The organism is Ruegeria sp. CDSC025 (assembly GCF_059610805.1).
Window position 1 is genome coordinate 1 of the sequence record NZ_JBXWOJ010000010.1, and the last position, 19,779, is coordinate 19,779.

At 58.1% G+C, this 19,779-nt stretch carries 23 protein-coding genes and 1 pseudogene; 14 read left to right on the top strand and 10 right to left on the bottom strand.

Annotation, left to right across the window (positions count from 1 at the left end):
• Positions 1-174: 174 nt before the first annotated feature.
• Complete coding sequence (locus AC2FH8_RS14340) at positions 175-1,863, top strand: adenylate/guanylate cyclase domain-containing protein (protein WP_496690069.1); 1,689 nt, start codon at positions 175-177, stop codon at positions 1,861-1,863.
• Positions 1,864-1,934: 71 nt separating this feature from the next.
• Here AC2FH8_RS14340 and AC2FH8_RS14345 read toward each other — a convergent pair whose 3' ends face one another.
• Positions 1,935-2,348, bottom strand: coding sequence for a cupin domain-containing protein (locus AC2FH8_RS14345; protein ID WP_496690070.1), 414 nt, complete (start codon positions 2,346-2,348; stop codon positions 1,935-1,937).
• Positions 2,349-3,081: 733 nt separating this feature from the next.
• Between AC2FH8_RS14345 and AC2FH8_RS14350 the strand changes: the two are divergent.
• A pseudogene (locus AC2FH8_RS14350) lies at positions 3,082-3,591 on the top strand (tyrosine-type recombinase/integrase).
• A gap of 116 nt (positions 3,592-3,707) precedes the next feature.
• Here the strand turns inward: AC2FH8_RS14350 and urtE are convergent.
• From urtE to AC2FH8_RS14380, 6 genes are all read right to left on the bottom strand, one after another.
• Positions 3,708-4,415 carry an urea ABC transporter ATP-binding subunit UrtE gene (urtE, locus tag AC2FH8_RS14355; RefSeq protein ID WP_142639074.1) on the bottom strand — a complete coding sequence of 236 codons (708 nt, stop codon included), beginning with the start codon at positions 4,413-4,415 and terminating at the stop codon, positions 3,708-3,710.
• Positions 4,405-5,145 carry an urea ABC transporter ATP-binding protein UrtD gene (gene urtD, locus AC2FH8_RS14360; RefSeq protein ID WP_496690071.1) on the bottom strand — a complete coding sequence of 247 codons (741 nt, stop codon included), beginning with the start codon at positions 5,143-5,145 and terminating at the stop codon, positions 4,405-4,407. The genes urtE and urtD overlap by 11 nt, the downstream gene beginning before the upstream one ends.
• Positions 5,142-6,401: an urea ABC transporter permease subunit UrtC gene (gene urtC, locus AC2FH8_RS14365; RefSeq protein ID WP_496690072.1), complete on the bottom strand. Its 1,260-nt coding sequence runs from the start codon at positions 6,399-6,401 to the stop codon at positions 5,142-5,144. Before urtC ends, urtD begins: the two co-directional genes overlap by 4 nt.
• A gap of 2 nt (positions 6,402-6,403) precedes the next feature.
• Complete coding sequence (urtB, locus tag AC2FH8_RS14370) at positions 6,404-8,368, bottom strand: urea ABC transporter permease subunit UrtB (RefSeq protein WP_496690073.1); 1,965 nt, start codon at positions 8,366-8,368, stop codon at positions 6,404-6,406.
• A 77-nt stretch (positions 8,369-8,445) separates the two neighbouring features.
• Positions 8,446-9,720, bottom strand: coding sequence for an urea ABC transporter substrate-binding protein (gene urtA, locus AC2FH8_RS14375; RefSeq protein ID WP_496690074.1), 1,275 nt, complete (start codon positions 9,718-9,720; stop codon positions 8,446-8,448).
• 301 nt (positions 9,721-10,021) lie between these two features.
• A complete protein-coding gene (locus AC2FH8_RS14380) occupies positions 10,022-10,399 on the bottom strand; it encodes a hypothetical protein (protein WP_142639066.1) in 378 nt (125 codons plus the stop codon).
• A 281-nt stretch (positions 10,400-10,680) separates the two neighbouring features.
• Between AC2FH8_RS14380 and AC2FH8_RS14385 the strand changes: the two genes are divergently transcribed.
• Genes AC2FH8_RS14385 through ureG form a run of 8 tightly spaced genes read left to right on the top strand, consistent with a single transcriptional unit; the run spans position 10,681 to position 15,730 of the window.
• Entirely contained in the window at positions 10,681-11,508 is an 828-nt protein-coding gene (locus AC2FH8_RS14385) for an urease accessory protein UreD (RefSeq protein ID WP_496690075.1), read from the top strand.
• Between the two features lie 3 nt (positions 11,509-11,511).
• Positions 11,512-11,814, top strand: a complete 303-nt coding sequence (locus AC2FH8_RS14390) for an urease subunit gamma (protein WP_271952423.1) — start codon at positions 11,512-11,514, stop codon at positions 11,812-11,814.
• A gap of 9 nt (positions 11,815-11,823) precedes the next feature.
• On the top strand, positions 11,824-11,994 hold the full coding sequence (locus AC2FH8_RS14395; protein WP_271952425.1) for a hypothetical protein: 171 nt from the start codon (positions 11,824-11,826) through the stop codon (positions 11,992-11,994).
• A complete protein-coding gene (locus AC2FH8_RS14400; RefSeq protein ID WP_496690076.1) occupies positions 11,991-12,296 on the top strand; it encodes an urease subunit beta in 306 nt (101 codons plus the stop codon). Before AC2FH8_RS14395 ends, AC2FH8_RS14400 begins: the two co-directional genes overlap by 4 nt.
• Positions 12,296-14,008 carry an urease subunit alpha gene (ureC, locus tag AC2FH8_RS14405; protein WP_281995609.1) on the top strand — a complete coding sequence of 571 codons (1,713 nt, stop codon included), beginning with the start codon at positions 12,296-12,298 and terminating at the stop codon, positions 14,006-14,008. Before AC2FH8_RS14400 ends, ureC begins: the two co-directional genes overlap by 1 nt.
• Before the next feature lie 6 nt (positions 14,009-14,014).
• Positions 14,015-14,494 carry an urease accessory protein UreE gene (locus tag AC2FH8_RS14410; RefSeq protein WP_271952427.1) on the top strand — a complete coding sequence of 160 codons (480 nt, stop codon included), beginning with the start codon at positions 14,015-14,017 and terminating at the stop codon, positions 14,492-14,494.
• Positions 14,478-15,122: an urease accessory protein UreF gene (locus AC2FH8_RS14415; protein ID WP_496690077.1), complete on the top strand. Its 645-nt coding sequence runs from the start codon at positions 14,478-14,480 to the stop codon at positions 15,120-15,122. Before AC2FH8_RS14410 ends, AC2FH8_RS14415 begins: the two co-directional genes overlap by 17 nt.
• Entirely contained in the window at positions 15,119-15,730 is a 612-nt protein-coding gene (gene ureG, locus AC2FH8_RS14420) for an urease accessory protein UreG (protein ID WP_271952430.1), read from the top strand. The genes AC2FH8_RS14415 and ureG overlap by 4 nt, the downstream gene beginning before the upstream one ends.
• A gap of 106 nt (positions 15,731-15,836) precedes the next feature.
• Here ureG and AC2FH8_RS14425 read toward each other — a convergent pair whose 3' ends face one another.
• The 3 genes from AC2FH8_RS14425 to AC2FH8_RS14435 form a co-directional block, all read right to left on the bottom strand.
• Positions 15,837-16,220, bottom strand: coding sequence for a GNAT family N-acetyltransferase (locus AC2FH8_RS14425; protein ID WP_425595874.1), 384 nt, complete (start codon positions 16,218-16,220; stop codon positions 15,837-15,839).
• Positions 16,221-16,539: 319 nt separating this feature from the next.
• On the bottom strand, positions 16,540-16,845 hold the full coding sequence (locus AC2FH8_RS14430) for a DUF1127 domain-containing protein (protein ID WP_496690078.1): 306 nt from the start codon (positions 16,843-16,845) through the stop codon (positions 16,540-16,542).
• Complete coding sequence (locus AC2FH8_RS14435) at positions 16,835-17,059, bottom strand: YjiS-like domain-containing protein (RefSeq protein WP_496690079.1); 225 nt, start codon at positions 17,057-17,059, stop codon at positions 16,835-16,837. The genes AC2FH8_RS14430 and AC2FH8_RS14435 overlap by 11 nt, the downstream gene beginning before the upstream one ends.
• A gap of 131 nt (positions 17,060-17,190) precedes the next feature.
• Between AC2FH8_RS14435 and AC2FH8_RS14440 the strand changes: the two genes are divergently transcribed.
• The 4 genes from AC2FH8_RS14440 (at position 17,191) to AC2FH8_RS14455 (ending at position 19,753) form a co-directional block, all read left to right on the top strand.
• Positions 17,191-18,108 (top strand): LysR family transcriptional regulator, encoded by a 918-nt coding sequence (locus tag AC2FH8_RS14440; RefSeq protein WP_496690080.1) that lies wholly within the window; start codon positions 17,191-17,193, stop codon positions 18,106-18,108.
• A 78-nt stretch (positions 18,109-18,186) separates the two neighbouring features.
• The gene (locus AC2FH8_RS14445) at positions 18,187-18,447 is read left to right on the top strand and encodes a carboxymuconolactone decarboxylase family protein (RefSeq protein ID WP_496690081.1); all 261 of its coding nucleotides are present in this window, start codon (positions 18,187-18,189) and stop codon (positions 18,445-18,447) included.
• Positions 18,448-18,500: 53 nt separating this feature from the next.
• A complete protein-coding gene (locus tag AC2FH8_RS14450; RefSeq protein ID WP_282027651.1) occupies positions 18,501-18,818 on the top strand; it encodes a uroporphyrinogen-III C-methyltransferase in 318 nt (105 codons plus the stop codon).
• A 560-nt stretch (positions 18,819-19,378) separates the two neighbouring features.
• Entirely contained in the window at positions 19,379-19,753 is a 375-nt protein-coding gene (locus AC2FH8_RS14455; RefSeq protein ID WP_496690082.1) for a hypothetical protein, read from the top strand.
• Positions 19,754-19,779: the final 26 nt, after the last annotated feature.

The window sequence follows — 19,779 nt, forward strand, 5'->3', positions numbered from 1 at the left end:
AAGGTATTCCTCTCGGCCATCGCTCTCGCTGCTACAGTCCTATTCTGGCTGTAAATCAATGAGTCTGGAGCCTACGGCTTTTCAAAATCTGACGAATGGGCTGACAGAAGCAACCCACCGAGCTAACTTCATTGCAAAGAGGAGGGGTGAATGGGAAGACGTCTCACGACGGTATTGGCCGCCGACATTGTGGGCTATTCCGCGCTGATGGATCAGGACCGTACTGGCACAGTCGCTGCATTAAAGACCTTCCGCGAGGACACGTTTCTCCCGATCGTGGAAGATACCAATGGTTCACTGATCAAAAGCATGGGCGACGGCTGGATCGTCGAGTTTCAATCACCATCTGAAGCAGCAGCTTGCGCGATTGCAGTTCAGTCCGCCCACAGACCTGACCACATCAAACTGCGCATCGGGGTTCACACAGGGGAAGTGGTAACCGATGGCGATGACATTTTCGGCGACGGCATCAATGTTGCGGCGCGTCTGGAGGCTCTCGCGAAGCCGGGACAAGTGCTCTTTTCAGATACGTCACATAACAGCCTTGACCGTAACGATGCGGGATTATTCGACGGCGGAGAGCAAACCGAACTGAAAAACATCACGCGGCATGTTGGAATCTGGTGTTGGCCAAAGGGTACGAAAGCCAATCTCGCGATCAAAGCGGATGTGAGGCCGGGAATCGCAGTGCTCCCATTCGACAATATGTCGGGTGATCCGGAGCAGGAGTTCTTTGCCGATGGCATAACGGAAGACATCATAACTGAGCTATCTCGGTTTCGTTGGTTGATGGTCGTCGCACGAAACTCTTCTTTTGCTTATAAGGGGAAAAGCACGGACATCCGCGACATGGGCCGCGACTTAGGGGTTCGGTATGTACTGGAAGGCTCCGTTCGGCGTTCCGGGCAGCGCGTCCGCATCACGGGACAGCTCATAGATACCGAAAATGGGAGCCATTTGTGGGCGGACCGCTTTGACGGTGTGCTCGACGACATCTTTGATCTTCAAGATCAAGTCACCGAAGACGTAGTTACAGCTATTGAACCATCGGTGCGGCACGCTGAAACAAATCGTGCGCGTGCAAAACCCACCAAGGACTTACAGGCATACGAGCTCTACCTCCGAGCATTATCACATTTCCACTTGCTGACTGACCAAGACAACATAGAGGCAATACGACTGACAAAACTGGCTTTGGATCGAGATCCGGAATACGCCTCCGCAGCGGGCTTGCTAGCATGGCTTCATATCCAACGTCTTGTGCAAGGTTTGGAACCTGTAGATCAGGGACCCAAGTCAGCTGTCGCGGCCGCAGAGCAGGTGCTGCGGAGCGATCGCGCGGACGGCATTGCAAAGGCTTATGCCGCACATTCGATCTCTATGCTGGCACAAGACCTGTCCCGCGCGCGGACAGCCTTTAAGGAAGCATTGTCGGAAAATCCCAACGCGGCGACGGTCCACATGCTCGCCGCTGCAAATCTTTATTTGCTGAATCGCCCTGACAAGGCGCTGGAACATGCAGTCCGGTCTGTCGAACTCAGCCCGGGTGATCCATTGCGGCACGCCGCTTTCATGGGGCAGGGTGCCGCCTTGTTTCACTTGGGACGTTATGAGGAAGCCGCGCAGGCCTGTCGCGAAGCCTTGTCTGTGCGTGCAACCTTCCTGATGAGCCACCTGATGCTGATTGCCTCGCTTGCTGAGCTCGATGACATAGATGCGGCAAAAACAGCGGCTGTCAAATTGAACGAAATCGCTCCGAATGCGGCTTCGATAACCGAGACAACACGTTTACCATTATTCTCTATTCCAACCTGCGCTGATCGCTGGCGCAGCGGGTGGAAAAAAGCAGGGTTGCAAGTGTGAAGGCAAACGGCACCCCCCCGGTTCCGACAACCATGCATTCGGTAAAGGATGTTTCGCCTTTGTCTTGAAAATCAGTCGCTGACCAAAACTCTGCCTGGCTGGCCCTCCTCATGGACACGGAACACCAAAATGGTTGCCCCTTCGTCCCCTGAGCGAGCGGTGTGCACTTTCTTCAACGGAACGACGCCTACGTCACCTGAAAAAGCTTCTTGTTCGCCTTCGCCGTCTAGGATGAGGGTGACGCTGCCCTGCAGAATGTAGGCAAATTCTTCACCGGGATGCCAATGCATTGGTAAAGTGAGGTTTGGTGGTAGGGCAACATGGCTCACGACAACCTCCAAGCCCTCAGTGCTTTTGAGCGACTCGGTTAGCAAGTCCTGAATAAGCGGTTTTTGCAAAGTCGCTGGATCCCGCACATCGTGCGACATAGCCGCTGCGGCACCAGTCAAGACAATCAAAAAAGCAAATATGATTGGTTTCCACAATCTAATCCCCTCCTACTTTTAGAAGATGATGGCATTGGGACCTTTTCGAAATCAATGCTGGTGTGCACGCGGTTAACTGCGGCGTTCCAAATTGTTGTGTCAAAGGCTGTTCCAGGGTCCGCAAAGTTCGCGGAGCGCTTCTTAGTGGACGGTGCGGCGAGTGGCGGCTTAGTCCGCTCACCTACCATTTGCCGCTCGGGTCTGAACGTCCGGAATGTGCGGTTCGCTACGTGCCGCACATGCAAAAGTCCGAAGCTCGGTCGACGGCAGGTAAGGGCTCTTACCACCAATCGATGACCACCGCGGAGAATGGCGGCAGTGAGCCCAACCTGTACCTTGGATTTTTTCGCTGCGTGCGCTCGCAACACGGAAAATTCTGGGCACGCACAAATTCTTGTATCACGGCGCAGCGCTGAATTCGGCCATTCAAATATTGCATAGCAAGAATGTGCGCCCGGATTCACAGGATGTAGACTAAAGCAGTGATCCGTGAAAATCCGTGCAAGCGTCGGCCCACCGGACCGGTGCTTCCACGGTGGGGCTGACGCGCCTTGATTCTGTTCTGGGGTGCATCACAACCTATGTCCGCCAACGAACTCAAAGCGGTTCAATGCATGCACCGAGAACTCAAGTAGAGTGGGCTTCGGACAGCAGGCATCCGATTCGATTGTACAATTGTCTCGTTGGCGTGGTGCCGATGATTGGGTGCGGAGGGCGGATTGGAGGGCACATTATGCCTAGAGTTCAACTTCCCGCAGTCACCCCAAAGCGCAGAGCATGGAACAAGGGGCGGATCATCGGCCAGAAACGCCCCTTGTTTCCCAAGCAAGTCTGGGCGATCCGTGCTTGAGAACGGGTTTCAGTGGTCCAGAGCAAAACCAAGAAACCAGTACAATTCGAACTGACGGAAAACACACGGGATACGGTTCATGCTTGGGTCAAGTCGCCAGAGATGATGGGCTGTAGCTTCATGTTTCCGAGCCGTTTCCTCGAGCGACCCCATATCTCAACGCGTCAGTTTGGTCGGCTTGTCCGGGATTGGGTGACAGCGATTGGATTGGAACCGAGCGGTTACGGAACCCATTCACTCCGCCGAACCAAAGCAGCGGAGATTTACCGTAAGACAGAGAATCTCCGTGCAGTGCAGCTTTTGCTGGGTCACACTAAGATTGACAGTACATTGCGTTACCTTGGCGTTGAGTTGGAAGATGCTCTCACTATTGCGAAGCAGATTGAAATCTGACCCGCGTCGGCGAATGGCACTTGCCGTTCGCCGGTTTGGAACAGACTTACGGCCTTGAAGCGGCGAAACCGGTTATGAAGGGAAGATTAGTATACAGATCACCCTGCCATTGCGTACTACAAAGACGTGCTTGCGGTCAGCTTTTCGAGTGATAGTTCCGGCTTTCGCGCGCTCAGTTTGACGGCACCGCGCTCCATCACGACGAAGGCATCCCCAAGATCATAGGCGAAGGACAGATACTGTTCGACTAGGACGATCGCGATGTTCCCGCGTTCCTTCAGAATGCGGATGGTGCCGCCGATCTGCTGGATGACGTTCGGCTGGATACCTTCGGTCGGTTCATCCAGAAGAAGCACTTTCGGGTTCGACACCAGCGCGCGCGCGATCGCCAGTTGCTGTTGCTGGCCGCCTGAAAGGTCACCGCCCCGCCGTTGCAGGAACTTCTTCAGAATGGGGAACAGATCAAAAATCTCGTCCTTCACCTTGCGTTCGCCACTTGGCAGGCAGGCAAATCCCGTCTCAAGGTTTTCCTGCACCGTCAAAAACGGAAAGATCTCGCGCCCCTGGGGCACATAGGCAACGCCCTTCCGCGCAAGGTCAAAGGCCTTCAGCTTTCCGATGCTTTGGCCGTCCAGATCATAGTCGCCCCCCGACCGGGGATGGGTGCCCGCCAGCGCCTTTAACAGCGACGTCTTGCCTACGCCATTAGTGCCCATCAAGCAGGTGACCTCGCCCTGGGCCGCGTCGAAATCCACGCCGTTCAGAATTTGGCTGCCGCCATAGTGCAGCGTCAGATCGCGGATGCTGAGGAAACTATCGGCCAAGGTACACCTCGATGACTTGCTGGTTCTTGGTGACGTGATCGATCGAGCCTTCGGCCAGAACCGAGCCTTCGTGCAGCACGCTCACTTTGCAATCCAAACGCCGTACGAAATCCATGTCGTGTTCCACTACGACGACAGCGCGGGTCTTCGCCGCGTCCCGCAAAATTTGCGTGGTCTTCTGACGTTCTGCGGTCGTCATGCCTGCCGCAGGTTCGTCCACCAGCAACAGCTTCGGTTCCTGTGCCAAGAGCATCCCGATCTCCAACCATTGCTTTTGCCCGTGGGACAGCTCGCCAGATTTCCGTGACAGAACCGCGTCCAGCCCAATGACGTCCGCCAGTTCTTCGACCCGGGCAAAGTCCGATGTTTCGGGTTTGAACAGCAGCACGGCCAACGGCGACCGCGACTTTTTCAGCGCCATCATCAGGTTGTCTTGAACTGTCTGATCCTCAAACACCGTGGGTCGCTGGAACTTGCGCCCGACCCCTTCCATGGCGATCTTGCTTTCCGATTTGCCCAGCAAGGACACGGGCGGTTCGCCCCAAAGCACATGGCCCTCGTCAGGCCGGGTTTTGCCGGTCACCACATCCATGAAGGTGGTCTTGCCCGCGCCGTTCGGGCCGATGACCGCCCGCAATTCGGCCCTGTCAATGCTGAACGACAGGTTGTTCAGCGCCTTGAACCCGTCAAAGCTGACCGACACGCCCGAGACTTCAAGAAGCGCGCTCATGCATCTGCCTCCTTTTCTCTCAAAGAACCGTGGCCCGGCCCCAGGTCGCGCCCATGCCGATTGGGGTTGCGACGCGCTGCCAAGGTGTCGAACAGCCCTCCAATGCCTTTCGGTGCGAAAAGCGTAACCGCCACGAAGGACAGCCCCAACAGGACGGTCCACCAATCGACCCATTGAATGCGATACCCGGCGATGTTCAGGTCAGGGGCTTGCCCGCCGGTAAACCAGGTCGACAAGAGCGAGACGAAAGCCGCGCCGATCACGGCTCCGTACAATCGCCCACGCCCGCCGATGGCCACCCAGACCGCCAGATAGATCGAGGCAATCGGCGCCAGTTCCGCCGGGTTGATGATGCCCGCCTGTGGGTAGTAGATTGCGCCTGCAATGCCAGCGAGCACGGCCGATACGGTGAAGACAAACAGCTTGAACGCCTCGACTGGATAGCCAAGGAAGCGCACCCGCGCTTCGTCGTCCCGAATGCCCCTGAGGACCGAGCCGAACTTGCCCGATACCATCCAAGTCGCCAGCACGTATCCAAGTCCCAGGGCCAGGGCCGAGGCCCAAAGGAACCAGACCGAAACGATGGCCTGACTAGTGCTCTCCAACCCCGGCAGGTTCTGCAGGCCTGACAGACCGTTGTTGCCGCGCAATCCGCTGTCGTTTTGGAACAGGTACAGTGACAGCGCCAGCGTCATCGCTTGAGTCAGGATCGACAAGTACACACCTGTCACCCGGCTGCGGAAGGCCAGCCAGCCAAAGACCAGCGCCAGAAGCCCCGGCGCCAGTACGACGGCGGCCAGTTGCAGCGGCAGTGAATGGGCAAAGGCCCAGATCGGCGGAAATTCCGAGGCTCCGACGACACCGAAGATCTGGCCAGCGATCCCGCTGGAGACCTCTTCGGGCGTTGGCGGCAGCCCTCCGGCGGCGAGGCTCTCGACGACGATCAGACGCGTCCGCTCGTACATCAGCCACATGCCTATCGCGTAACCGCCCATTCCGAAGAAGGCCATATGCCCAAGGGACAGGATACCGCAATAGCCCCAGACCAGATCCATCGCCAGCGCGACGAGGCAGAGGCACAGGGTCTTGCCCAGGGTCTTGACGAAACTGGTCGAGATGACGCCGATACCGAACCCTTCGGACAGGATCGTCACGCCCAGGGTGAACAGCCCCAGACAGGCCAGAAAGATAAGCACCGACGGATAACGCACCACGAAAGGTGTGCGACGCACAGGGCCTGCTGTCAGTTCCGCCATGCTCATGCCTCCGCCGCCCGGCCTTTAAGCGCGATGATCCCCCGCGGCCGGAATTGGATGAAGAGGATGATGAAGAGGATCATATAGGTCTGTGCGGCCAGTGTGTTCGAGGGGTTCAGCCATTCGATCCCTTTTTGCAGCGAGCCAACCATGGTCGCGCCCAGAAGCGTGCCCCAGATGTTGCCAACGCCGCCCACGACCACGGTCATGAAGCTTTGCACGATATAGTCCGCGCCCATCTCGCTGGTCACTTTGGCGTAAAGCCCAATCGCCACACCCGCAATCCCGGCAATACCCGAGCCGAAGCCGAAGGTTAGCATGTTGATCCTGTCAGGGTTGATCCCCATCGAGGCCGCCATGCGGGGGTTCTGCGTCACCGCCCGCACTTCCAGCCCCAATCGAGTGCGGTTCATGACGAAAAGGAATAGCGCCATGAACAAAAGCGCCAAAACGAAAATTGCGATCCGGATATAGCTGATCGACACGATGTCATTGAACACCAGCGATCCGTCCAGCCAGCCGGGCGAGGTGAGGGGCCGCGCTTGCGTGCCGAAGATGTTCTTGGCGATCTGTTGCAGGGCAATGGAAATCCCGAAAGTCGCCAGAAGCGTCTCCAGCGGGCGATGGTAGAGGTGGCGGATCACTAGCCGTTCCATCGTGACCCCTGCGCCGAAGGTGACGGCAAAGGCCAGCGGCAAGGCGACGATAATGGAAATCGTGTAATCCGGGATGATCTGCTGGACGACGTAGCCGGTGTAGGCGCCCATCATGATGAACTCGCCATGGGCCATGTTGATCACGCGCATCACGCCAAAGGTGATAGCAAGACCGATGGCGGCAAGAAAGTAGATCGAAGCGAGCGACAGGGCGTCAAGGCCAAGGTCAAATGCCTGGTTGAATGCCACCTTGTTTTCGATGCCCGTCAGCACCGCCGCCGCGGCAACGGCCACTGAAGGCGAGCCGCTGTAGCGTTCGTAGAACGTGAAGCCTGCCAGGGTTTCATCCACCTCGGCTTCGGTGGCCACAGGGTTTACCACGCCCTGTTCGGCCAAAGCTTCATAAGCAAGGTCGCGTGCGTCTTCGCTGTTCAGCGTCGCCACCTGAACCCCCGCGACCGATCCCTCCGAGATGTTGGCCAAAAGCGCGTTCCGCTTGTCGTACCGGTTGATCCGGGGCTTCGCCAGATCGGCGGCAACCAGAAGGTCATAGGCGGACTCGCGCGGCAGGTCGTCGCTGCCGACGGTCAGGATGCGGGCGATGTCATCGCCCTCGGGTGCTTGTGCCGAAGCCTCGACCTTCACGGCCAAAAGCGGGTTCAATACGGCCCGGACATCGACACCAAGATCGCCGTCAAACTGCTGGATGGCAGCAATCCTCTCCTCGTCGGTCGCGCCGAAGCGGATTGTCAAAAGTCCCTGAAGGCGTTCCATGCGACTTTGCACAGACTGGTCCGTTTCGTCGGGCAGAACTTTGGTCAGGGCCACAAGATGGGACGCCTCCGAGTCACGCTCGATCGCATTCAGGGCCTGCATCTTTTCGGCAAAGGACCCAGATAGTTGGAATTGCACCAGGGCCGCGCCGATCATGCCGCGAATGCCGCTGTTGGGTTTCAACTGTTTGAAGTCACGGGCAACGAAAGTGCCAAGTTCCGCGCCATCGGCAAAGTCGAACGCCGTCAAATCCTTGTCCGAGGCTTCGCCATAGACGAAAAGCCCGGTGTCCTTGTCGCGCCACATCTCTTTGTTTTGCCAGCGTTCCAGCACGACCTGGGCCTCGGCCAGACCACTGGCGGCAAGCGCGTCGATGGCAGGACCGATGGTCTTGCGCGAGGATTTGGCGATGATTTCGCCATGTTCTTGCAAAAGTTGCTGGATCGGTGCCTCGGCGTTCTGCGCCGAAAGTGGCAAGGCAAGAGCGCACAGAAGCACCGACATGAAACCGATGTTGAACCGACGTATAAGCGACATGGATAGTTTAGCCCCCGTAAGGCGTTCTGGGGGCGACATGCGCCGCACCCGTAGGGTGGGATTTCAACCCACCATGCTTAGTAGTTCGACTTGATCTGAACGCAGGACGACGTTTCGGTGTTGTACATCCCGCAATCGAGTTCCGCCCAATCGGATTTCAGCACCGCCGATTCCGGCAGGAAATCCGTCCAGGCATCGCCCGGCACTTCCTCCGTCTGGCTGATGATGTCGAACTGACCATCCTCGGTGATCTCGCCGATCAGAACCGGCTTGGCCAAGTGGTGGTTCGGCAGCATGACAGCGGTGCCACCAGTCAGGTTCGGGAATTCCTGCCCGTACAAGGCGGAGCGCACGGCATCGACATCGGTGGTACCTGCTTCGGTCGCCGCATTCACCCACATGTTGAAGCCGATGTAATGCGCCTCCATCGGGTCATTCGTCACACGCTCGTCGCCCATGCGGGCTTTCCAGGCTTCGACCCATTCGGCGTTGGCATCGGTGTCTGCTGACTGGAAGTAATTCCAGGCTGCGAGGTGACCAACAAGGTTGGAGGTGTCGAGACCCGACAATTCTTCCTCGCCGACCGAGAAGGCCACGACGGGAATGTCGTCGGCGCTGATGCCAGCAGCCGCGAGTTCCTTGTAGAAGCCCACGTTTGCGTCGCCGTTGATCGTTGAAATCACGCCGACTTTCTTGCCATCCGCACCAAGAGCCACGACGTCCGAGACGATCTTGGACCAGTCAGAATGACCAAAGGGCGTGTAGTTGACGAAGATGTCGTCCTCGGCGATGCCCTTCTGCTGAAGATAGCTTTCCAGGATGTTGTTCGTCGTCCGGGGGTAAACATAGTCGGTGCCCAGAAGCGCGAATTTCTCAACGCCAAGTTCTTCCAGAAAGTAATCCGTCGCCGGGATTGCCTGCTGGTTGGGGGCGGCACCGGTGTAGAAGACGTTTTTTGAGGATTCCTCGCCTTCATATTGAACCGGATAGAACAGAAGTCCGTTCAACTCTTCGATCACAGGTAGAACCGATTTCCGCGACACGGATGTCCAGTTGCCGAAAATCACGTCAACCTCGTGTACCGAAATCAGCTCGCGCGCTTTTTCGGCAAAGAGCGGCCAGTCCGACGCCGGGTCGACCACGACGGCCTCCAACTCGCAGCCCAGAACGCCGCCTTTGGCGTTTTGCTGTTCGATCAGCATTTCCATCGTGTCTTTTAGTGTTGTTTCTGAAATCGCCATGGTTCCGGACAGGGAGTGCAGCACTCCCACCTTGATCGGGCAGTCTTGCGCCATGGCCGGCAGCATCGAAGCGGCCAGGACGGCAGCAGAACTAAGAAGTGTCTTTTTCATCGCAGTTTTCCTTCAGGCACTGCGCGGGGAAGCGTTGCTTTCAAGGGTGTGATCCCCCATATGCCCCCCACGCAATCTAATTGCGGAGTGCGGTGGTGTTTTGGAATTGCAAGGCCAGCACCATCGCACGTTCAACGGGATTTGTGTGATCCCGGAAGAAGTCGTTCCATGGAAATTGCTGCGACTGCGAGATCAGCGGGGGTTGGAAAACGGCCCCTGGCGTCAATCCGTCAAAAATTGCGCAGACTTTCGCGGGTTCGCCATTTTATTGTGCGAAAGAAACGCCAAATCTTTGGGCGCTTCAGCTTTCAAGCAAGAATCCTGTGCAATAGACGATCTCGGCCCGGGCACGCCGCACCGCCCATTTGGAGCGATCCGCATCGTGTGAGAATCTGGCGGCGGACAGCAATTTCGCATGCGCCATCTTGGCGTCGATACGCAGGTGAAGGGCATGACGTCGTTGATCGTCGGGCACCGTCGTGTTCAGAAGGTCGATGAACTGCGCCCGGCGATGCGCGATCTGATCCGTGCGGTCATCATTCATAAGCCAGGCATGTTCCAACTCGGCCGAGAACCGTCCTGCACATGCCGCGAATGAAGACATCAGGGGATCATCTGCCGCCGGACTTTGCTTCGGCAGGATAAGAAGCAGGACCAGAAAGGTTTTCAAACTGCTCATGATCCGATCATGAACGACCTAAGAGTCAGCAATCAAGCTTTCTGCCGCCTTATGGCTAACGCACACTTAACAGACGAAGTCCCTGTCACCCGTTCGACACGTCATTCAGGCATTTCCGTGTCGGCATCTCATCATTGCTGAACTTCTGGGCGAGCGGGGTCACTTTCGCACAGCAAATAGGCAGAACTCCGGGATTGGTCTTTTTCCCGGCGCGCAGCGGTGGATCACCCCCCAATCTGCATGGTGAACCATGCGGGTCGAGTACCGGGGGCGACAAACGCATGGGTCAACCACATCTGGCATCACGAGAGGCGAACACCGCCCCGAGATCCATCGGTGCCATGACCTTGTCGACCAAATGCCGTGACGGACGTACGGGCATAGACCGCTTCAGAACCTCGGGCGCTAGCAAGGTGGCTTTTCCGCGTCGCAAGGATGCCGTCGAAGCCATTGTGCTGAACACTTCGGGCGGATTAACAGGCGGCGACCGGTTTGAGGCTTCGGCCAGCGCCGGGCCGGACAGCCACCTGATCCTGACAACCCAAGCCGCAGAACGTGCCTATCGCAGCACATCTGGCGCTGCGTGTGTCAGCACGCGCCTGTCTGTCGCCATGGGCGCGGTACTGCATTGGTTGCCGCAAGAGTTGATCATGTTTGACGGTGGTTGTCTCAACCGTCGCCTTGACGTGGACGTCACCGACGGAGCCGAGGCCGTGCTGGTCGAACCCGTCGTCTTCGGTCGCCGCGCCATGGGCGAAACCCGTATCTCGGGCAGTTTTCGCGACCGGATCACCCTGCGCCACGATGGTCGCCCGATCTATTGGGACCGCATTAACCTGACCGGATCAATCAGCGCCAGTCTTGACCGTCCGGCCATCGCAGGCGGCATGACCGCCCTTGCCAGCGCCCTTTACTTCGGCCCGCGTGCCGAGGCGCTTTTGCCTATTGTCCGGCAACTTTTGCCAAAGACCGGCGGCGCAAGCCTTGTCGCGCCCGATCTTTTGACCATCCGACTTCTTGCCGCCGATTCCTATCTGTTGCGCCAATGGCTGGTGCCGGTGCTGGAACGCCTGACCGAAACCACCCTGCCGAAATCCTGGAGACTCTGACCCATGCAACTCAGCCCCCGCGAAAAAGACAAACTGCTGATCGCCATGGCTGCCGAAGTGGCCCGCAAGCGCCTTGCCCGTGGCGTCAAGTTGAACCACCCCGAGGCCATCGCGCTGATCACCGACACGGTCGTCGAAGGCGCTCGCGATGGCAGCTCGGTCGCCGACATGATGGAGGTAGGCGCCGAGGTCATCACCCGCGACGACTGCATGGCCGGCATTCCCGAGATGATCCACGAAGTGCAGGTCGAAGCCACCTTTCCGGACGGCACCAAGCTAGTCACCGTCCACAATCCCATCCGATAGGAGTCTCTCATGCGTTACGCTATTCCCGCTTTGTTTCTGGCTTCCCCCGCCTTGGCCCATCCTGCCAGCCTGCCGCATGGGCATTCAGCAGATTGGGCCGTACCCGTCGCATTGCTGTTGATTGGCGCGGCGGCCTTCATGGCCAAGCGCAAGGCAGTCCGGGTTCGGAGACGCCAATGATCCCCGGCGAACTCTTTCCGGCGGAGGGTGAGGTCACTCTGAACGCAGGGGCGGAGCCGATCACGCTAATGGTCGCCAATACGGGCGACCGACCGGTACAGGTCGGCTCACACTACCATTTCGGCGAGGCCAACGCGGCGCTCGATTTCGACCGCGACGCCGCACGCGGCATGCGTCTGGATATCGCAGCCGGGACAGCCGTGCGGTTTGAACCCGGTCAACGGCGCGAGGTGCAACTGATCCTGATTGGCGGCGCACGGCGTGTCTTCGGGTTCAACCAGCTTGTGATGGGAGATCTCTGATGCCCACCCAAATCCCCCGCTCTGACTACGCCGCCATGTTCGGCCCCACCACCGGCGACAAGCTGCGGCTGGCCGATACTGACCTGATCATTGAAGTGGAAAAGGACCTGACAGGCCCCTACGGCGAAGAAGTCAAATTCGGCGGCGGCAAGGTGATCCGCGACGGGATGGGTCAGGCGCAGACCACGCGCGCCGAGGGTGCGGTGGATACCGTCATCACCAACGCGCTGATCGTGGACGCAACCGGCATCTACAAAGCGGACGTCGGTTTGAAAGACGGCAAGATCCACAAGATCGGCAAGGCGGGCAACCCAGACACACAACCCGGCGTCGACATCATCGTCGGCCCTGGCACTGAAGCCATCGCTGGCGAAGGCAAGATCCTGACGGCCGGTGGGTTCGACAGCCACATTCATTTCATCTGCCCGCAACAGATCGAGGATGCTCTGTATTCTGGTCTAACCACAATGCTGGGCGGCGGCACTGGCCCGGCCCATGGCACGCTGGCCACGACCTGCACACCGGGACCGTGGCACATTGGGCGGATGCTGCAGGCGGCGGATGCGTTTCCGATGAACCTCGCCTTTGCGGGAAAGGGGAATGCGTCGCTCCCCGCCGCTTTAGAGGAACAGGTCAAGGGCGGTGCCTGCGCGTTGAAGCTGCATGAGGATTGGGGCACGACGCCCGGCGCTATCGACTGTTGCCTATCTGTGGCGGACGCCATGGACGTTCAGGTGATGATCCACACCGACACGCTGAACGAATCCGGCTTTGTCGAAAACACCATCGCCGCCATAAAGGGCCGCACCATCCACGCCTTCCACACCGAAGGCGCAGGGGGCGGCCATGCCCCTGACATCATCAAGATCTGTGGCGAGGCTCATGTTCTGCCGTCGTCGACCAACCCGACCCGACCTTTTACGGTCAATACAGTGGACGAACATCTGGACATGCTGATGGTCTGCCATCACCTGGACAAATCCATCCCAGAGGATGTGGCTTTCGCCGAAAGCCGCATCCGGCGCGAGACCATCGCCGCCGAAGACATCCTGCACGACATGGGGGCGTTCTCGATCATCGCTTCAGACAGCCAGGCCATGGGGCGTGTGGGCGAAGTGATCATTCGCACCTGGCAAACCGCTGACAAGATGAAGAAACAGCGGGGCGCCTTGGCCGAGGAGGTCGGCGACAACGACAATTTCCGCGTCCGTCGCTATATCGCGAAATACACGATCAACCCGGCCATTGCGCACGGGCTGTCAAAGCACATCGGTTCGATCGAAGAAGGCAAACGCGCCGATCTGGTCCTATGGAACCCGGCGTTTTTCGGTGTGAAGCCTGAGATGATCCTTATGGGCGGCAGCATTGTGTGTGCGCAGATGGGCGATCCAAACGCTTCGATCCCGACACCGCAGCCGGTCTATACCCGCCCGATGTTCGGGGCCTTTGGCCGGTCGCTGGAAGCCAATGCCGTGACCTTTGTTTCCGAGGCGGCACACTCCGAAGGACTGGGAGATGCGCTTGGATTGGCCAAGACAAGTTTGCCGGTGGAGAACACGCGCGGTATCGGCAAAGCGGATCTTGTCCTGAACGACGCCATGCCCGAGGTCGAGGTGCACCCCGAAACCTATGAGGTGCGGGCTGATGGCGAATTGCTGACCTGCCAACCTGCAACCGAGCTGCCCATGGCGCAGCGGTATTTTCTGTACTGAGGCCTCATGACCGATATTCCCATTGCACAAACGCTCCATCCCGCTGGCACATCAGACAATGCGGTGGCGGACTGCGCGTTGACGTATGACGCCCGATTTTTCCGGCGAAAGAAACTGACAACGACCGAAGGCTGGTCCTTTGTCGCAGACTTCGAACAGACCGTATCCCTGAACGATGGCGACGTGCTGGAACTGGGCGATGGACGTCTGGTCAAAGTGACGGCGGCACCCGAAAACCTCTTGGCCGTTTCCGGGCAAGACCTGCCCCGCCTCGCCTGGCACATCGGCAACCGCCACACACCTTGTCAGATCGAGGCGACCCGCCTTTTGATCCAGGATGATCCCGTCATCGCTCATATGCTGAGCCACCTCGGTGCCACGGTGACCCAAGTCACCGAACCCTTCACTCCGGAAGGCGGCGCCTATGGTCACGGGCGCACCCATGCGCACGATCACGGACACTCGGCCCATGCCCACGCCCATTGATGCGCACTTACTGACGCTGACCCAATGGCTGTCGCCCGCGTTTCCAGTGGGGGCCTTCGCCTATTCGCACGGACTTGAAACAGCGATCAACGAGGGTTGGATTGCCGACGCGACCAGTTTGGAAGACTGGCTGAGAGATTGCCTAAGTGATGGCTCAGGCCGCGCTGATGCGATCTGGATGCGGCTGGCTTATGCTGCCGACGACCCATTGGAGATGGACGCGAAAGCACGATCCTTTGCTATCGCCGAAGAGCGTCTGCGCGAAGCTGAAAGGCAGGGCGCTGCCTTTGTTGCGACGGTTAATGCTGTCTGGGGTTTGGCGCTGCCTGACATGCTGTTGCCCGTTGCCGTCGGTCGCGCCGCTAGATTGGCAGAGCTGGATATCGATACGACTGCCGTTCTCTATCTGCAGGCCTTTGTCGCAAACCTGACCTCCTCGGCCATCCGCCTGAGCCCCATCGGGCAGACGGCCGGTCAACGGGTGATCCTGAACTTGCAGCCCTTTTGCCTTCAGGTCGCCGAAGACACCAGAAATGCGGACACCTCGGACGTTTTTGGCAACGCCTTTTTCTCAGACATCTCCGCGATGGCCCACGAAACTCTTGAACCGAGGCTCTTCCAATCATGACACAACTCAACGGCCCTTTGCGCATCGGTATCGGCGGCCCGGTCGGTGCAGGAAAGACGACCCTGACCGCGAGGCTTGCCGAACTATTGAAAGACGATCACTCGATCGGCGTCATCACCAACGACATCTACACACAAGAAGACGCCGAAGCTCTGATGCGCATGCAAATCCTGCCTTCGGATCGCGTGATTGGAGTGGAAACCGGCGGCTGTCCTCATACGGCGATTCGCGAAGACGCGTCGATCAACCTGGCTGCCGTGGCCGAGATGCGGCTGCGTCACCCCGACGTCGAGGTCGTCCTGATCGAATCCGGTGGCGACAACCTATCGGCCACCTTCAGCCCGGAGTTGGCGGACCTGACAATCTATGTGATCGACGTGGCCGCAGGCGAGGAAATCCCACGCAAGGGTGGCCCCGCAATCACCAGGTCAGACATCCTAGTCATCAATAAAACCGACCTTGCCCCTCATGTGGGGGCATCTTTGGACGTCATGCGCCGAGACGCCGCGAGAATGCGGGGCGATCTGCCGGTGGTATTTGCCTGCCTGAAAGCCGGCCACGGTTCGGACGAGGTCGCGTCGCACCTTAGATCTCTTTCGGGCATTTGATGAGAGCCTAGCCGGCAAGAACGGTGCTTGGTCCACTTTGCGGGACTTTGAGAGTATTCGAGTATGTGCTAACGCAACGTTTCGGAACGTTTGTTTCTCCCCCCACTCAAATGAACAAGCGAAATCCCCTGACTTCACCAACGACTTCTGCGGCTTGGGAGGAGGGTGATGACCAGTTTGGATGCAAAACGGCTTTAGCAACGCCCTGATCGATGCACAGCCGAGCATTGTGCTTTGCTGCAAGATGCCTCATGCGGCGGTTCTCTCGCAGGCACATCAATTCAATTGAACTGATGCCCCACTTCCGCGCGATTGCGATAATGCGCTCGAACAGCGCATCACCAATTCCGATGTTTTGCCAATCAGGTTCGACAGAAAAGGCGGCTTCCGTCTTTGTAGATCCGGTCTGGTCGTCACCGCGGAGTTCGGCGGCGCCCCTCCGACGCCCTTTTGCAAACGCGCCGCAGAGAATGCTGTCATAATGAGGAATGCTCTGAACTTAGGTCGTCAGACTCTCGTCGCTGAAAGTCCCACAGAACCGCGCGCGCCGAGACTCGGCGTCGAGCCGTCGAAAGTGATCGCAGATCTCGTTTTGGTCAGCTGGATAGAGTCGGCGAATGGCAAAGTTTTGATGATGTCTGAGATGGACAATCGCCTTGTCGCTCCGATTGCAGACGTGGATTGGGCCAGCATCTTCGGGAGGAGGTGAAGGTGCTGGCCCAAAAGCATTGGCGGTCCCTGTTGATATTTTTCGTCGCCGCTGCATTTGCTGGCTTACTCTGGGAGGAGCGAGGACCAGCAATTCGTGTTCAAGTTTGCAAGCAATCCTCGGATTGGGGCCCGCCGCATTGGTCTTGGCTTTTTCCGTCTGTTTCCTGCGCCATGAGCCGTTCCGCGTACTGCGGAATCTCGGAGCGCGTGATGCCGATCGCGGCCAATTGCCGATCGCTCATGTTCGCCAAAACCGACTTCATCCGGGCTGCATGTATTGCCTTCAGAACGGATTTCGCCGTTGCTGTGGACCTTGCCGCAAATCTGTAAATCGCGTTGGACAACGTGCCCAAGTTGGCTTTGTCAGGTCGGATCGTCGCGGTTGAGTGGACACTAAACGCCATAAGCCGCCTCCAGTGCCAGTTTTTGGATGCCGTTGCGGGGAATTCCCAGATCTGCCAGATCGCGGTCGGTGAGCATCGAAAGCTCGTGGTAGGTGTCGCGATAGATCTTCCGTTTGGCCTGCGCGTCGCGAAAACCGTCCCAATTTTGATGAATTATTAAGCGGCTGACGTCCAGAACGGCGTCCAGCCAACTGCTTGAGCGTGTGATTGCCATGTTCGCGCCTCGTCTATTGCTGCGGTGCGGTATTTGTGCCGCACTGCAGAGATAGGAGTGTTTGGTGGCGCTCACAATTTCCGAAATTGGCATAGGCCCTGTGCCAATGTGGAACAGGCAGGTGGTGAGACATGGATATTTCAGCGCAAATGTTGATTTTTGCGACTGTGGTCGAGCGTGGGAGCATCTCGGCCGCCGCGCGATCCATGGGGCAGACCCCTTCGGCGGTCAGCAAGCAGATTGGTTTGCTTGAGGATCATGTTCATTGTCGCTTGCTAAACCGGACCCGGACGGGTGTGTCGCCGACCGAGGAAGGCCATGAACTCTATCAGAAATGCAAGGCGATGGCCGAAAAGTTCAAAGAGGCCGAGGCGCTTATCCTGAACATGGATGGCACACCGCGCAGCAAGCTGAAAATCGCCTCGACCGTCGCGTTTGGAAAGTCGCAGCTGATTCCCGCCTTGCCGGACCTCATGGCGCAAAACCCAGACATCCAGATTTCGCTGGATTTGACGGATCGTGAAATCGATCTGCAAAGCGAAGGGTTCGACGTTGCCATCTGCTTTTCTGAACAGCGCAAGGATCCCGACATCGTTGTTCGCCGCATCATGCAAAGCCGCCGGGTGCTTTGTGCCGCGCCTGCCTATCTGAAGCGCCGAGAAACGCCGAAGTGTTTCGCAGATCTGGCCGATCACGATTGCCTTCGGATCGCGGGCAGCAGCAGTCGCAATACGTGGCACGACGGTGACGACAGCTTTGACGCACAAGGGACTTTCGAGGGCAACAGCACCGACGTGATCTTTCGCGCCGCACTTGCTGGCATCGGGATCGCCCGATTGCCCTGCTACATGGCGAACCCGCGGTTCTTCTCGGGCGAGTTGGTGCATGTCATTCCCGAATATTCCCCGGCCAGCACGGACATCGTCGTGATGTTTGCCGATCGGCGCAATCTGGCCCCGAAGACACGGGCGTTCGTTGACTTCCTGGTGCGTGAATTCAGCGATGCCCATGATAAAAATCGCGACCAGATCGCAAATACCGGAACCTGACATATCAAGAAGGCCTTTGGCGTGACTCAAACCACAACCGACATAGGACGGGAGCTTTCCGAACGGCTGAACCCTGGAATGGAAAATGCTCTGAACGAAAGATACGGACACCTATTGCCCGATATGGCCGAGGGCTTGGTGGGTTTTGCCTACGGCCTGCAATTTGCCCGCCCGGAATTGCCTCTGCGTGACAGATACTTGGCGACCGTCGCTGCTCTCACAGCGCTTGGCGGTCAAACGCGGCCGCAGTTGAAGGTGAACATTGCCGGAGGACGCAAGGCGGATCTCACTCAGAAAGAGATCGCCGAAGTGTTCGAAGCCGAAGGCCGCAATGACTGACTTGAGCTTCGAAAGGAAATTTGCTGCGAGGTCACGCCTAGCCGCAAGATAGCATCAACGCGCTGGTCGTGGCCGAAGCGCGAAAAGGACGCCGGGTTGTGCGCCTGAAATCCGGGGACTCGGGAATATTTGGACGCGCGACTGAGGAGATCAAAACGGCGTGGGCCGCTGGTATTCCCGTCAAAATGGTGCCGGGTGTCACCGCCGCTTGCGCCGCTGGTGCTGGATTGACGCGCAGCCTGACCGAACGGGCCGTTGCCAATACCCTTGTTCTGGCGACCGGTACCGGGGCCGCCGATGATCCGACCCCAGACAGCACGCGATTGTCAGGGCCAGGCATGACAACCGCACTTTACATGTCCGTGCGCTAGGCCGGTCGGATGTTCGCGCAATGGATTGCGGAAGGCTTGCCGCGCGACACGCCAGTCGATATCTGCGTTGTTGTATCCAAGCCAAGCCAGAGACACCTGACGGCAACTGCGGCTTCTGTCGCGCCAGTTATCGAGGACAACGGCATCTCCGGCTGCGCAATCCTGTTGGTGACCTGGCCCCAAGGTGTTGCCAAAGATGCCGCGATGCCAAAGTCTGTCTCAAGGCTAAGAGCTCCGAACGAGGGTTCGGCGGCCTAAGCACAAATCACTGGGCATTGAGATTGAGCAAACACGTCAACAGCGCCGACCTTGAAACGTCCGGTCCGGCGACTTCGCCTGCAAGGCAGCGGCGAGCGTGCCGCAGTTGCAAACCGATGCTGCACCAGCAATAGCTGCAGGTGCACAAGGCGGCTTTGTCCGCTCACCTGCTTTTTGCCACCTCGTTCTGAACGTCCGGAATGCGCGGCTAGCGGCCCGCTGCATGAGCGAACACTTAGGCGATGTCGAATGTCTGATAAGGGCTCTAACCGCAAGTTGGTGCAAGCCGCAGAGAAGGTCCGGTGCGAGCCCAAAGCCGTCGGATTGAAGTCGCGGCTTTCGCAACTCCGGCAATAAAACCGACCAAAGCAATCGGCTGCATCGCAGCAAGAAAAGCGGACATTTATCCGCTGAGCAGCGCGATTTTATTCATTGATGTCGTGGGAGGGACTTTTCCCGACTTCGGTTGTGCGGGCTGTGTCGTTCATTTCGGCTCAATCTTGACATTTGATCAAAGTCCGGGCGTGGCATTGCTGCTTCCGAAGAGCAAAGATTTACCAACGTCGGCGGTGTTTGGTGTTACGAATGAATGTAGCGCGGGAATAGACTGCAGTACAGCGCAAATTCTCGGACGACCGCATTTTTCTCCGGTTCGAAATCGACTTCGGCTGTATTGATGTCCCTCGAGATGACGATGTCCACT

Excerpts from the sequence above, each read along its gene's own strand:
- AC2FH8_RS14440 (WP_496690080.1), top strand. The coding sequence starts at position 17,191 with ATGGATATTTCAGCGCAAATGTTGATTTTTGCGACTGTGGTCGAGCGT.
- AC2FH8_RS14385 (WP_496690075.1), top strand. The coding sequence starts at position 10,681 with ATGGGTCAACCACATCTGGCATCACGAGAGGCGAACACCGCCCCGAGA.
- AC2FH8_RS14395 (WP_271952425.1), top strand. The coding sequence starts at position 11,824 with ATGCGTTACGCTATTCCCGCTTTGTTTCTGGCTTCCCCCGCCTTGGCC.
- AC2FH8_RS14435 (WP_496690079.1), bottom strand. The coding sequence starts at position 17,059 with ATGGCAATCACACGCTCAAGCAGTTGGCTGGACGCCGTTCTGGACGTC.
- AC2FH8_RS14410 (WP_271952427.1), top strand. The coding sequence starts at position 14,015 with ATGACCGATATTCCCATTGCACAAACGCTCCATCCCGCTGGCACATCA.
- ureG (WP_271952430.1), top strand. The coding sequence starts at position 15,119 with ATGACACAACTCAACGGCCCTTTGCGCATCGGTATCGGCGGCCCGGTC.
- AC2FH8_RS14400 (WP_496690076.1), top strand. The coding sequence starts at position 11,991 with ATGATCCCCGGCGAACTCTTTCCGGCGGAGGGTGAGGTCACTCTGAAC.
- AC2FH8_RS14415 (WP_496690077.1), top strand. The coding sequence starts at position 14,478 with ATGCCCACGCCCATTGATGCGCACTTACTGACGCTGACCCAATGGCTG.
- ureC (WP_281995609.1), top strand. The coding sequence starts at position 12,296 with ATGCCCACCCAAATCCCCCGCTCTGACTACGCCGCCATGTTCGGCCCC.
- AC2FH8_RS14380 (WP_142639066.1), bottom strand. The coding sequence starts at position 10,399 with ATGAGCAGTTTGAAAACCTTTCTGGTCCTGCTTCTTATCCTGCCGAAG.
- urtA (WP_496690074.1), bottom strand. The coding sequence starts at position 9,720 with ATGAAAAAGACACTTCTTAGTTCTGCTGCCGTCCTGGCCGCTTCGATG.
- AC2FH8_RS14390 (WP_271952423.1), top strand. The coding sequence starts at position 11,512 with ATGCAACTCAGCCCCCGCGAAAAAGACAAACTGCTGATCGCCATGGCT.
- AC2FH8_RS14430 (WP_496690078.1), bottom strand. The coding sequence starts at position 16,845 with ATGGCGTTTAGTGTCCACTCAACCGCGACGATCCGACCTGACAAAGCC.
- AC2FH8_RS14445 (WP_496690081.1), top strand. The coding sequence starts at position 18,187 with ATGGAAAATGCTCTGAACGAAAGATACGGACACCTATTGCCCGATATG.
- urtC (WP_496690072.1), bottom strand. The coding sequence starts at position 6,401 with ATGGCGGAACTGACAGCAGGCCCTGTGCGTCGCACACCTTTCGTGGTG.
- urtD (WP_496690071.1), bottom strand. The coding sequence starts at position 5,145 with ATGAGCGCGCTTCTTGAAGTCTCGGGCGTGTCGGTCAGCTTTGACGGG.
- urtB (WP_496690073.1), bottom strand. The coding sequence starts at position 8,368 with ATGTCGCTTATACGTCGGTTCAACATCGGTTTCATGTCGGTGCTTCTG.